The sequence below is a fragment of the Bradyrhizobium sp. ma5 genome, assembly GCF_042258955.1.
Taxonomy (GTDB): domain Bacteria; phylum Pseudomonadota; class Alphaproteobacteria; order Rhizobiales; family Xanthobacteraceae; genus Bradyrhizobium.
In genome coordinates, this window is record NZ_CP170156.1 from 6,193,692 (window position 1) to 6,205,618 (window position 11,927).

16 protein-coding genes are annotated in these 11,927 nt (G+C 63.6%); 10 read left to right on the forward strand and 6 right to left on the reverse strand.

What is annotated here, in order from left to right; all coding sequences use genetic code 11:
- Nucleotides 1-81 precede the first annotated feature (81 nt).
- Nucleotides 82-972 (forward strand): quinoprotein relay system zinc metallohydrolase 2, encoded by an 891-nt coding sequence (locus tag ACE103_RS29080; RefSeq protein WP_375781204.1) that lies wholly within the window; start codon nt 82-84, stop codon nt 970-972.
- A gap of 43 nt (nt 973-1,015) precedes the next feature.
- Nucleotides 1,016-1,837, forward strand: coding sequence for a quinoprotein dehydrogenase-associated SoxYZ-like carrier (locus tag ACE103_RS29085; RefSeq protein WP_375775853.1), 822 nt, complete (start codon nt 1,016-1,018; stop codon nt 1,835-1,837).
- Between the two features lie 25 nt (nt 1,838-1,862).
- Here ACE103_RS29085 and ACE103_RS29090 read toward each other — a convergent pair whose 3' ends face one another.
- Nucleotides 1,863-2,204, reverse strand: coding sequence for a hypothetical protein (locus tag ACE103_RS29090; RefSeq protein ID WP_375775854.1), 342 nt, complete (start codon nt 2,202-2,204; stop codon nt 1,863-1,865).
- Nucleotides 2,205-2,353: 149 nt separating this feature from the next.
- On the opposite strand from ACE103_RS29090, the gene ACE103_RS29095 reads away from it, so the two are divergent.
- From ACE103_RS29095 to ACE103_RS29110, 4 genes are read left to right on the forward strand one after another with little or no spacing between them, the layout of a single operon-like run.
- Nucleotides 2,354-3,286 carry an ABC transporter substrate-binding protein gene (locus tag ACE103_RS29095; protein WP_375781205.1) on the forward strand — a complete coding sequence of 311 codons (933 nt, stop codon included), beginning with the start codon at nt 2,354-2,356 and terminating at the stop codon, nt 3,284-3,286.
- 2 nt (nt 3,287-3,288) lie between these two features.
- On the forward strand, nt 3,289-4,026 hold the full coding sequence (locus tag ACE103_RS29100; protein ID WP_375775855.1) for an ABC transporter permease: 738 nt from the start codon (nt 3,289-3,291) through the stop codon (nt 4,024-4,026).
- Entirely contained in the window at nt 4,016-4,726 is a 711-nt protein-coding gene (locus ACE103_RS29105) for an ABC transporter ATP-binding protein (RefSeq protein ID WP_223968927.1), read from the forward strand. The genes ACE103_RS29100 and ACE103_RS29105 overlap by 11 nt, the downstream gene beginning before the upstream one ends.
- Nucleotides 4,727-4,766: 40 nt before the next feature.
- On the forward strand, nt 4,767-5,120 hold the full coding sequence (locus tag ACE103_RS29110) for a hypothetical protein (protein WP_375775856.1): 354 nt from the start codon (nt 4,767-4,769) through the stop codon (nt 5,118-5,120).
- Nucleotides 5,121-5,123: 3 nt separating this feature from the next.
- On the opposite strand, the gene ACE103_RS29115 is transcribed toward ACE103_RS29110, so the two are convergent.
- The 4 genes from ACE103_RS29115 to ACE103_RS29130 all read right to left on the reverse strand — a co-directional run bounded on the left by ACE103_RS29115 (nt 5,124) and on the right by ACE103_RS29130 (nt 7,374).
- On the reverse strand, nt 5,124-5,360 hold the full coding sequence (locus ACE103_RS29115; RefSeq protein ID WP_342727806.1) for a hypothetical protein: 237 nt from the start codon (nt 5,358-5,360) through the stop codon (nt 5,124-5,126).
- 102 nt (nt 5,361-5,462) lie between these two features.
- Entirely contained in the window at nt 5,463-6,311 is an 849-nt protein-coding gene (locus ACE103_RS29120; protein ID WP_223969287.1) for a hypothetical protein, read from the reverse strand.
- Nucleotides 6,312-6,553: 242 nt separating this feature from the next.
- Complete coding sequence (gene pqqA, locus ACE103_RS29125; protein ID WP_009031067.1) at nt 6,554-6,634, reverse strand: pyrroloquinoline quinone precursor peptide PqqA; 81 nt, start codon at nt 6,632-6,634, stop codon at nt 6,554-6,556.
- 341 nt (nt 6,635-6,975) lie between these two features.
- The gene (locus tag ACE103_RS29130; RefSeq protein WP_375775857.1) at nt 6,976-7,374 is read right to left on the reverse strand and encodes an EF-hand domain-containing protein; all 399 of its coding nucleotides are present in this window, start codon (nt 7,372-7,374) and stop codon (nt 6,976-6,978) included.
- A gap of 178 nt (nt 7,375-7,552) precedes the next feature.
- Between ACE103_RS29130 and ACE103_RS29135 the strand changes: the two genes are divergently transcribed.
- From ACE103_RS29135 to ACE103_RS29150, 4 genes are all read left to right on the forward strand, one after another.
- Nucleotides 7,553-7,798, forward strand: a complete 246-nt coding sequence (locus ACE103_RS29135; protein ID WP_375775858.1) for a hypothetical protein — start codon at nt 7,553-7,555, stop codon at nt 7,796-7,798.
- Between the two features lie 227 nt (nt 7,799-8,025).
- The gene (locus ACE103_RS29140) at nt 8,026-9,690 is read left to right on the forward strand and encodes a methanol/ethanol family PQQ-dependent dehydrogenase (protein ID WP_223968921.1); all 1,665 of its coding nucleotides are present in this window, start codon (nt 8,026-8,028) and stop codon (nt 9,688-9,690) included.
- A gap of 13 nt (nt 9,691-9,703) precedes the next feature.
- Nucleotides 9,704-10,054: a c-type cytochrome gene (locus tag ACE103_RS29145; protein ID WP_375775859.1), complete on the forward strand. Its 351-nt coding sequence runs from the start codon at nt 9,704-9,706 to the stop codon at nt 10,052-10,054.
- Complete coding sequence (locus tag ACE103_RS29150; protein WP_375775860.1) at nt 10,051-10,989, forward strand: substrate-binding periplasmic protein; 939 nt, start codon at nt 10,051-10,053, stop codon at nt 10,987-10,989. The genes ACE103_RS29145 and ACE103_RS29150 overlap by 4 nt, the downstream gene beginning before the upstream one ends.
- A gap of 19 nt (nt 10,990-11,008) precedes the next feature.
- On the opposite strand, the gene ACE103_RS29155 is transcribed toward ACE103_RS29150, so the two are convergent.
- On the reverse strand, nt 11,009-11,917 hold the full coding sequence (locus ACE103_RS29155; protein WP_375775861.1) for a flagellin: 909 nt from the start codon (nt 11,915-11,917) through the stop codon (nt 11,009-11,011).
- Nucleotides 11,918-11,927 lie beyond the last annotated feature (10 nt).

The window sequence follows — 11,927 nt, forward strand, 5'->3', positions numbered from 1 at the left end:
CGCGGCGACATCGATCGCGCGTCCCGGAAAAACTGAGGCGGAAACATGGCTCATGGCGGTTCGGTGCTTGCGCTGCTCCTGATGCTTTGGGCGCCGACCATAGCGCGGGCTCAAGAGGCGGAATTGCCTGTGAGCGAAGTCGCCCCCGGAATATTCGTTCACACCGGGGTCACTGCATTGATGACCCGCGACAACGAAGGCGCCATCGCCAATGTCGGCTTCGTGGTCGGCGACAGCGCCATTGCCGTCATCGACACCGGCGGCAGCGTCCGCGAAGGGCGGCAATTGCTCGCCGCGGTGCGTAGCCATAGCGACAAGCCGATCCGCTACGTGATCAACACCCACGCGCATCCGGATCATGGCTTCGGCAACGCGGCTTTCGTGGCCGACGGGACCAGCTTCGTCGGCAACAAGGCCCTGCCCCGCGCGCTGGCAGCGCGCGGGCAATTCTATCTGTATGGCTTTCGCCGGACCATGGGCGATGCGCTGATCGACGAAGTCCGGATCATTCCGCCGACCGTGCTGGTCGCGGACACGCTGAAGCTCGACCTCGGCGGACGGAGCCTCACCCTGAAGGCCTGGCCACCCGCCCACAGCGACAACGACCTCACCGTGTTCGATGAACGCACCGGCACCCTGTTCGCCGGCGATCTGGTGTTCCTCGAGCATATTCCGGTGGTCGACGGCAGCCTCAAGGGCTGGCTGCGTGCGCTCGACGACCTCCAGGCTATTCCCGCCGAGCGCGTGGTTCCCGGTCACGGACCCGTGAGTGCGTGGCCCGCGGCGCTTGCCGACGAGCGGCGTTATCTTGAGACCCTGGCCGCGGACGTCCGCACGCTGGTCGCAGGCGGCAAGCCGATCACGGCTGCGGCGGAGCATGCCGCAGCAGCCGAGCGGCCGCGCTGGCAGTTGTTCGACGATTACAACGCCCGCAACGCAACTGCAGCATTCTCGGAAATTGAATGGGAGTAGCTGTTGGTCCTATAATGACGCGGCTGCATAGGATCTCGCGAACATGACTGGACATCGCACCCGCCTGCTTTGCATCGCCAGCCTTCTCACGATGGCGCTGGGGACACCGGCTGCGCCCGCAGCCGAGACCTACGATCCCTGGCCGGGCCTCGTCCAGGACATCTTCAACAATCGCCCGATGAATGACGGCAACGATGTCATCGGCATCGAGATGCCGGCGCGCGCGGAAGATGCCGCGATCGTTCCGGTGACGCTGCGCACCAAGCTGCAGCCTGGCGACAGCCGCCGCGTCGTCGCGATCACGCTTGTCATCGACGAGAACCCGGCGCCGATGGCCGCGAAGTTCACCCTCGGTCCGGACGCCAACGTCACCGAGATCTCGACCCGCGTCCGCGTCAACAACTACACCAATGTGCACGCCGTCGCCGAGCTCAGCGATGGCAAGCTCTACGTGAGCAAGGTCTATGTCAAAGCGTCCGGCGGCTGCTCGGCGCCGGCCGGCAAGAACGTCGAGGAAGCGAACAACCGGCTCGGCCAGATGCGCTACCGGCAGTTCACAAAGTCCGAACAGGGGCCGACGAGCACACGCGAGGCCCAGATCATGATCGGGCATCCGAATAATTCAGGCCTGCAGATGGACCAGGTCACACAGCTCTATATCCCGGCCTTCTTCGTCAATGAGCTGCACATCTGGCAGGACGACAGTCCGGTGCTCACGATGGAGGGCGGGATCTCGATTTCCGAGGACCCCAACATCCGCTTCACTTACGTCTCCAATGGCGCCAAGCACTTCCGTGCCGAGGCCAAGGACACCGACGGGCACGTTTTCGACCACGAATGGAAGGTCGAGAATCCCGGGACCTAACGCGTTCGCGATCTCACGATCAACGCTAGAAGCACCTGACTTCGGCCTCCGCCTGCGCACGCCTGAGGTCGCTGAGCGCGTTTGCGGCCTGCTCGGACGAGCGGAACTGGCCGCCCAGATTGCCGCGCACCTGCGCCATGCTCAGCACGGTCTCGGCGGTGACGTAGCGGTCATAGGGGATGATCGAGGCGACCACGTCGATCGAGCAGGAACATTGTTCGATCGACTGCCGCGATTCGCCATTGGACTTCATGCAACCGAACACATATTCGGCCCGCGCCGAGGTTGGATAGTCGTTGGTCTCCTGGGCCCGCACGCTGATGGTCGTCCCGGCGAGCACCAGGACGGCGACAATCGGTCGTAGCATGCCAGCTCCTGCCATGGTCCTGCTTCCTCTTCTCTTCCGGCAAGCTATGCTATGGATGTTGATCAGAAAAGAAAACATTCGGGGAAGTGGCTCAACAAACGATGATCATCTCTGTACGCACGGTGTTGGCTGCGGCAGTCGTGGCGGTCATGCAGTTCGGCACCTCGTGCAGCGCGGAGACCATCCGCGTTGCAGCGCAGAAGACCGGAACGCTGGCCTGGGAACTGACCGTCATTCGCTCCCATGGTCTCGACAAGAAGGCCAATCTGTCGATCGATGTCGTCGAGCTCGCCAGCCCCGAGGCCGGCAAGATCGCGCTGCGCTCCGGCTCGGCCGACGTGATGGTGTCCGACTGGCCCTGGGTGTCGCGCGAACGTTCGCTCGGCGCCAAGCTGCAGTTCTATCCTTATTCGAGCGCGCTGGGCGCCGTGATGGTGCCGGCCGCCTCGCCGCTCAAGACGCTCGCCGACCTCAAGGGGCGCAAGCTTGCCGTTGCCGGCGGCGCGATCGACAAGAACTGGCTGCTGCTGCAGGCCGCATCGAAGCAGGAGGGCGTCGACCTGAAATCGCAGGCGAGCATCGTGTACGGCGCGCCGCCGCTGCTCACCGCCAAGACGCTCGACGGCGAGATGGACGCGACGCTGAATTACTGGAATTTCTGCGCTGCGCTTGAGGCCAAAGGCTTTCGCCGGCTCGCCGGCATGGAAGAGATCCTGCAAAAGCTCGGCAGCAAGGGCCGCATCGCGATGATCGGCTACGTGTTCGACGAGGCCTGGGCCAACGCCAACAAGGATCTGGTGGCCCGCTTCATCGCCGTGACGCGCGCCGCGAAAGAGATTCTGGCAACCTCGGATGCCGAATGGGACACGATTGCGCCGCTGACCGGTGCGCAGGATGCGGCGACGCTACACGCCTATCGCGACCGCTACCGTGAGGGCATCCCGCGACGTCCGATCGCTGACGAAGAGGCGGATGCACGCGTGCTGTACCGGGTGCTGGCGCAGCTCGGCGGCCGCGATCTTGTCGGCACCGCGACCGAGCTCGATCCCGGCACGTTCTATCAAGCGATCCCGGGAGACTAGCAGTGCTGCGCCTCCTGTCATTCGCGCTGTTCATCGCGACCTGGTGGATCGCCTCGCTGTTGATCGGCGATGCGAAGCTGCCGGCGCCGCCGGCGGTGCTGTCGGTCCTCATAGTCGAAGCGCGATCGGGCGCGCTGTTCGTCAATCTCGGCGCAACGCTGGCGCGCGTCGCGCTGGCCTTCACCCTCGCCATGGCGCTCGGCTCGGCGATCGGCTATCTGATGGGCCGCATGTCGCTCGCCAATCGCCTTGGCGACCCCTGGCTGATCCTGCTGCTCAACCTGCCGGCGCTGGTCGTCATCGTGCTGGCCTATATCTGGGCCGGGCTGACCGAGGTCGCCGCGATCACGGCCATCGCCATCAACAAGCTGCCGACTGCCGTCGTCACCCTGCGCGAGGGCGCCCGCGCGCTCGACCCCGCGCTCGACGAGATGGCAACGGCGTTTGCCTTGCCGCGCGGCCGCGCCTTCCGGCATGTGGTCCTGCCGCAGCTTGCGCCCTACATCGCGGCCGCTGCACGCTCCGGGCTGTCGCTGGTCTGGAAGATCGTGCTGGTCGCCGAATATCTGGGCCGCCCCAACGGGGTCGGCTTCGAGATCGGCGTCGCCTTCCAGCTGTTCGACATCCCGTTGCTGCTCGCTTACTCGCTGAGCTTTGCCGGTGTCGTGCTCGTGATCGAGACCCTGTTGGTGCAGCCGTTTGAAACCAGGCTAACGCGGTGGCGGCTCCGTGCAGCTTGAGGTCAATATCACAGGCAAGAGCTTTGCGAGCGCAGCCGGAAAGCGGCACGACGTACTCGACAACGTCACCTTCACATTGAACGCCGGCGAGGTTGGCGTGCTGTTCGGCCCATCGGGCTGCGGCAAGAGCACCCTGCTCCGGATTCTCGCCGGGCTCGACGCCAACTACCAGGGCCACGTCGCGCGCTCCCCCGGCATGCGCCTCGGCATGGTGTTCCAGGAGCCGCGGCTGTTGCCCTGGCGCACCGTTGAGGAGAATGTGCGGATCGCCGCACCGCATGTCGACGACGGCACGCTGTCGGCGCTGTTCGAGGTGCTCGAATTGAGCGTGCATCGCAACCACTTTCCCGGTGAGCTGTCGCTCGGCCTTGCCCGCCGCGTCGCGCTCGCCCGCGCCTTCGCCATCGAGCCGGATTTCCTCATCCTCGATGAGCCGCTGGCCTCGCTCGACAATGCGCTTGCGGGGCGGTTGCGCGACCAGGTCGCCACGCTGGTCGCCAGCCGGAAGATGATGACGCTCCTCGTCACCCACGATCTCGACGACGCAGTCCGCCTCGGAGACCGCCTGTTCTTCCTGTCGCCGCGACCCGCCCGAATCCTTCACGTCGAAACCATTGCCGCGCCGCGCGCAACGCGCAGCGAACCGGAGATCGACGAAATCAAGCGGCGGCTCTCACAGTTGGACCTTGCAAATATGTGAGACGCCGTCATCCTTGGACGAAGCGTAAGGGAGAGGTTGGATGCCGCGTGCGTCGATTGCTGTTGGTATTGCGTTGCTTGTGCTGCCGGCCACAGTGCTCGCCCAAAGCAAGGGCAAAGGCATCCGGCTGTGGAATCTGACCAGCGCCACGATTTCGAGCTTCGAGCTGTCGCCGGCAGGCAAGAACGAGTGGGGTCCGAACCAGACGCTCAACGACAAGGACAAGGAAGTCGACCACGACGAGCGCTTGCGGATCACCGGCGTCGAGCCCGGCCGCTACGATGCCAAGGTCGGCTACAGCGGCGCAAAGCAGTGCTTCGTTCGCGACATCGAGATTAAGGCCGATGCCGTGTTTTCGGTGTCCGACAAGGACCTGAAGGACTGCAACAAGTAACAGCTAGCCCGCCGGCGGTTTGCCGTCCGCGCCGGCGCGATCGTTGGTGTGCGGATATTCGCAACGCCATCGCACCGCGGTCCATTTCGGATGCTCGCCGACCCATTGCGCGATGTAAGGCGGCGCGGCCATGGCGCATTGTTGCAGCGAACCGCTCCAGTTGAACACCAGATGCTGCTCCTCGCAGGTGGCGGGCGACAGCACGGCACATACGGTGACGATCAGATCAATCGGGTTCATGCGCGATCCCTAAGCGTGCTCACGAAATAGATAACACGACGGAATACGTAATCAGCCAGGTCAGGGTTTCACAGGCTCGTGACAGGGCGCGGGAACCCGGCTCTAGAAGTTCAGACCGTACACCAGCCGCGCCTGGTGGCGCTCGAAATTGACCAGGTCGAGGGCGGCATTGCTGCCGGCCCGCTGCCCCCAGGCCTGGACGCTCCAGGTCGCAGTCAGGCGCGAGCGCTCCGAGAGCTGAAAATAGGCGGTCGGACCGATGAACAGCGCCTGCCCGGACAGTTCATCAAGGCCGATCCCGTCATACTTCCTGAAATAACGCGCTTCGCCGCCGATCAGGATATCCGGCCTCACCTTGGCCATCAGGCCAAACGCGACGCCGATCGTGGCATCCTGCTCTGCGGTGCCGGTGCGCGGCATCCGCGTCCATTCGGGCTCGTAGCTAACGTTCAGCGCCGCCACCACCAGATTCGGGATCACCTCACGGTCGAACGCCACCGTGAGCTCGGTGCCGTAGCTGCGGACTGCCGCGGCCGTCGTTTCATCAACGCGGCCGGCGCGTGTCTCCAGCGCGACCGTCATGCCGAAGGGCGCCGCCTCACGATCGAGAAAGCGATAACGAAAATCGACCGACACGCTTTGCCACGACAACTGGCGGCGATCGTCAAAGCCCGGAACGCGATTAATATCGTAAGCGCTGAACGACGTGCCGAGTTCGACACGAAAGTTCGGCGCCGGAACGAGCTCGAGCTCCATCTCCTGATTGAGCGCGCGATAGCGGCCGCCATCCTTGGCGAAGCGCCCGGTGGTCTGGCTCTGGAATTCCCGCTCGCCGACGTCGCCCACATCGGAGCCGATCATGAAGCCGAAGATGTGCTCGGTATCAAAACCCTCGGCGTAGGCGCCGAGCGGCAGCACGGCCGCGACGCCGGCAATCGCCGCGCCCAGCACGCCCACCCAACGCCCTCGCCTGATTTCGAAACTCATCGTCCCCGGACCACCGCCTCAAGCCGCACTGTAGGACAAAGCAGCATGGCCCGCCAATCGCGCAGGTGGTCTCGATTTCAACGTGTTGTGGGAAGGATCTGCAGGAAATTCGAGCGGCAGCATCGCGTCCGCGAAAGACGCCTGCCGCGGCTCGATGCAGCAAGCTGCTCGGGCCGGGCAGGCTGCCTCGCGTTACTTGTCTCGGATTACTTGCGCGCTGCGCAGGCGTACATGTTGATTTCCATGCCGACCGGCACTTCGACGATCTTCGGTGTTTTCCAGGCCATTTCCTTCTCCCAAGTATATGTTGGCGCAAACGTCGCGCCGCGCGGCAAGCTAGGGCTGGCTGTTCCAGGGCGCAAGCCGGCCGGGTAAGGACCCGACTTCGCTGCTGGGCATGCCGAAACGGACGACGGCTCGCTGACGTCCGCCCGGCTTTGAAACGATTGGGAAACCCCGACGCTGATCTGTCAGGCATTTTCCGGCTGCCGGGCGGCTACGTACCGATAAGCAAACCCGATCACGCCGGCGGCGTCTTGCCCAAGAGCGAAATCGCAACTTTTTTTGTTATGCGCGGAATCCAGCGTCGATAACCGGAATCAGCCCGGCGAGATGCGCAGGCACGGACCTATTTGAGCAGGCGCAGCAGCGCCCGGCCGGCGCGCGACTTCAACTCCTTCGCATCCAGCGTTCCGTCATTGTCGGGATCGGCGGCCTTGAACCGCTGCTCGACGACCGCGAGATACTCGTCGAGCGTCAGGGTGCCGTCGTGATCCGGATCCGCCATCTTGAGCTCTTTCGCAGTCAGCCGTCCGCGCAATTCGCGCACGTCGAGCGTGCCGTCGTGATCGGGATCGAGCTTCGCGAACAGATCGGCGGCAGCCTTCTTGGCCTCGGCAAGGTCGACCGTGCCGTCATTGTCGGGATCGAGCATCTTGAGCGCGCTGCGACCGCCCGATGCGGCCAGGGCAGGACCTGAGAGCACGGCCATGGCCAAAGTCAAAGCAAGCGATCGGCGCGAAATCATCGTTCGTCTCCCTTGAGTGTCGCTCCGCAAAGATACCGGCCCACCATAGCAGCTTCGACGAAGCTTCCCACAGCTAGTGCAACCCGCGAGACCTGTCAGGTTTCGGGTGGAAAGAAACTTCCTCACGGATCATCTGTGGCGTTCGGATGGCATTGCACCGGAACAAGCGAGGTGACCCATGAGCGACATTTGCAGGACCACGTTGGGCTGCCTGGTTGCGCTCGGTCTGTCCGCGCCCGCGTCCGCGCAGAACAAGACCCCTGCCCCATCGGCAGAGGTTGTCCAGCAGCGCACGCTCACCGGCAAGGAGCGGCTTGGACGCAAATGGACCGACGAGCAGCGCATCGACAATTGCAATGTGCCGCCGGACAAGCGGGGCACCAAGCCGCGTCCGAGTGCCTGTCCGCATGCGCCGTCTAGCTGATCGAACCGTTCGCGCTGCGGCATAGCGGCGGGTCACACATGGCGTTGTGTATTCCACGTGGCGGTAAGCTACGGGCGCATCAGTGAAAACCTGAAGCTTTCGACCGGTCTCTTGAGGCTGCTGGGGTTCGTTCACGTTTTCGTATTGACCCGTTTTGGTTTCAGGGGGATGGTTCCGTCGCAACGTCAGGAATAGGCGTGCGGGAAAAGGTTCATTGGGAGGATATGATGAGACGCATTGCGCTGGCCGCAAGCCTCGTGATTCTTGCATCTTATGGTGCAAGCGCTCAGACCAACGAGCAGTTGGTGAAGGGCGCGACTGATACATCGAACGTTCTCAATTATGGTATGGGCTACAACCTTCAGCGCTTCTCGACGCTGAACCAGATCAACAAGGACACCGTCAAGAATCTGGTCCCGGTCTGGAATTACAGCTTGAACGACGACCGCAGCGAGGAATCGCAGCCGCTCGTCTACCAGGGCGTCCTCTACGTCACCACGCACAGCGCCACGATCGCGATCGACGCCAAGACCGGCAAGCAGATCTGGAAGACCAAGGTCGAGTATCCCGCCGAGACGCCGCGTATCGTCTGCTGCGGCATCATCAATCGCGGTGCGGCCCTGTATGACGGCAAATTGTTCCGCACCACCCTCGACGCCAATGTGATCGCGCTCGATGCCAAGACCGGCAAAGAGCTGTGGCGCGAAAAGGCCGCGGACATCAAGGAAGGCTACTCGATGACGGTGGCGCCGCTGGTCGCCGATGGCGTCGTGATCACCGGCATCTCCGGCGCCGAATTCGGCACCCGCGGCTTCATCGACGGCTGGGATCCGGCGACCGGCAAGAAGCTCTGGCGTACCTACACGATCCCGACTCCGGACGAGCCCGGCGGCGATACCTGGAAGGGCGACACCTGGAAGCTGGGCGGCGGATCGACCTGGATCACCGGCTCCTATGACGCCGAACTGAACACCGTGTATTGGGGCATCGGCAATCCCGGACCGTTCAACTCTGCGGTGCGTCCGGGCGACAACCTCTATACCTGCTCGGTGCTCGCGCTCGATCCGAAGACCGGCAAGATCAAGTGGCACTACCAGTTCTCGCCGAACAATCCGTTCGACTATGACTCGGTGGCCGAGATGGTGCTCGCCGACATGAATGTCGAGGGCAAGCCGACCAAGGTGCTGATGGATGCCAACCGCAACGGCTTCTTCTACGTGCTCGACCGCACCAACGGGAAGCTGCTCGCGGCCAATCCTTATGTGAACGTCAACTGGGCCACCGGAGTAGACCTGAAGACCGGACGGCCGATCGAGACAGACGTCGTCAAGGATGCACGTGACGGCAAGAAGGTCACGGTCTACCCGTCGATCCTCGGCGGCAAGAACTGGGAGCCGATGTCGTTCAATCCGCAGACCGGCCTCGCCTATGCCAACACGCTCGCCTTCGGCGGCAAGTACAAGTCCGAACCGGTGACGTTCAAGCAGGGCGAATGGTATGTCGGCATGGACCTCACCGATCCCTGGGAATGGGGCACCGGACCGCGCGGCCATCTCAAGGCGATCGATCCGATGACCGGCAAGGCGAAGTGGGAAGTGCCGAGCGACATTCCGCGCTTCTCCGGCGTGCTCTCCACCGCGGGCGGCGTGGTGTTCTCCGGTCAGCTGACTGGCGAATTCGAGGCATTCGACGCCGACAGCGGCAAGAAGCTCTGGCAGTTCCAGACCGGCTCGGGCATCGAAGGACAACCCGTGACCTGGCAGCAGGACGGCGTGCAGTATGTCGCCGTCACCTCGGGCTATGGCGGCGTCTATTCGCTGTTCTCGGGCGACGAGCGGCTAGCCAAGGTCCCACCCGGCGGCTCGCTGTGGGTGTTCGCGGTCAAGAACTGAGCGCGGAGCACACGTGACTGAAAGAGTAACCCTGTTGACGGCGGCGATCTTCGCCGCCGTCGCGGCGGCCCTGATCACGTTGATCCCGGCAGCCGCACAGCAAGCCAGTGCAATCGACCTTCAGGGTCAGGCCGACCAGGGCAAGGTCACCTACGCCAAGAACTGCTCGCATTGCCATGGGCCCAACATGGTCAACTCCGGCACTATCACGCCGGACCTGCGCGCGTTTCCCGACGACAAGACGCGCTTCGTGACCACCGTGAAGCAAGGCAAGAACGGCAAGATGCCGCCTTGGATCGACATCCTGAGCGAGCAGGAGATCGCCGACGTCTGGGCCTTCCTGTTGAGCCGGAGGCCCCAATGAGAGCGCTCCTGACGGGCACCGCGACAGCCCTGCTTCTCGCCGCCACGGCGGCAGCGCATGCCGCCGACGCACCGCTCAAGATATGCCTCGATGAGGATCTGCCGCCGTTGTCGGCGCATCATCGCGGCAAACCGGATGCCGGCTTCGACGTCGCGCTCGCGCAAGTGATCGCCGAGCGGCTCGGGCGGCCGCTCAAGATCCAGTGGTTCGAGAGCAAGCTCGACGAGGATTCGAGCCCCGCGCTTGAAGCCAATGCGCTGCTGTCGGACGGACGATGCTCGCTGGTCGGCGGGTACGCCTTCACCACGGACTCGCTGAAGGCGCCGGGCGTCGCGACGGCCAAGCTGCCGGACTTCGATGGCGCCACCCGCGACGATCGCCGCCGGCGGATTCCGATCGGGGTGCTGTCGCCAAGTCAGCCCTACATCTATTCGCCGATGACCGTCGTGCTTGGTCCGAAAGCCAAGGACCGGCTCAAGGACCGCAAGATCACCGATATCGGCGATCTCGCCGGCCTTCGCCTGACGATCGAAAGCGGCACGCTGGGCGATGCCATCCTGATGACCTTCGACAAGGGCAAGCTGATCGAGGACATCACCCACCTCGTTCCCGCACGCAGCGACCTGTTGGGAGAGCTGGAGCGCGGTGAATTCGACGCCACCCTGCTCGACCTGCGCCGGTTCGACGCTTACCGCGCCGATCATCCCGACACCAGGATCACCGCCTCCGGCTATTATTATCCGATCGGCGCCAATCGCGGTTACGTCGCCCTCGAGAGCGACAAGGCACTGCTGGAGGCCGTCAACAAGGTGCTGTCCGACCTGCAAGCCAAAGGCACCATCGCCGAGCTTGGCAAGACCGCAGGCCTCACCTGGCTCGCTCCGCGCGAGCCGATCATCCTCGGCGATGTCTGGCTGAAGATCCTGAACCGATGAGCCGCTCGCCGCGGGCCTGCTATTTCAGATAATTGGCCAGGTTCATGCTCTGGATCTTGGCGATCGCCGAATAGGATGCCGTCAGCTGCGCCTGATAGGTCGAAAGCTGCGCCGTCACCGCGGCGACGTCGACGCTGGTGAGGTTGGTCGACAGGGTCTTCGCAAAACTCTGGTAGTCGCTCTGGTCCGTGCTGGCGGTCTCGATCTGCGACGCCGAGGTCGAGAGCTTTGCCTGCACCGTGGACGTTGCATCCAGCGCGGTGCTGGCGAGGTTGAGCGCCTGCGAGATATCGCTCGACGACAACGTCGTGCTGTTGCCGACGTACTTCAACAGCCGCAGCACCTGCTCGAAGCCAGGATTGTCGGCGGTGACGCCGTAGGAAACCGACTGGCTGTCGGAAACGCGTACCGACGCAATCTCGCTGTCGCCCTTGTAGTAGCTGGTATCCGACGTCGTCAGCGAGCCCGTTCCGGTGTCATAGCTCGACAGATCCACAGGCGCAGTATCGGTGCGGGCGCCGCTGAAGACGTACTCACCGTCATATTGGGTATTGAGCAGCCCCTGCATCTGCGAGATCGCCTGCTGGGCATAGTTGATCACCGATGCCGTCGCCGTGCTGCTGCCGGTCGTGGCGGCGCTGAGCTGGGTCCGAAGCTGCGTGATGATATCGGTCACCGAGCCGACCGCCGAATACATCGCTTGCACCTTGTTGTCGGCGAGATTGCTGGCGTCGATATAGGACTGGGCCCGCGTCACCGAGACCTGCAAGTTGATCACGCGCCCGGCGCCGGAACCGTAGCCGCCGAAATCCTCGGATTGCAGCCCGGAGGACTCCTGCACCTGCTCATTGGCCATCACCGACTGCACGCGCAGCGCGCTTGATATCATCTGCTCCGATTGCGCGAAGGTGGCAACACGCATCATCATGACAACGCCC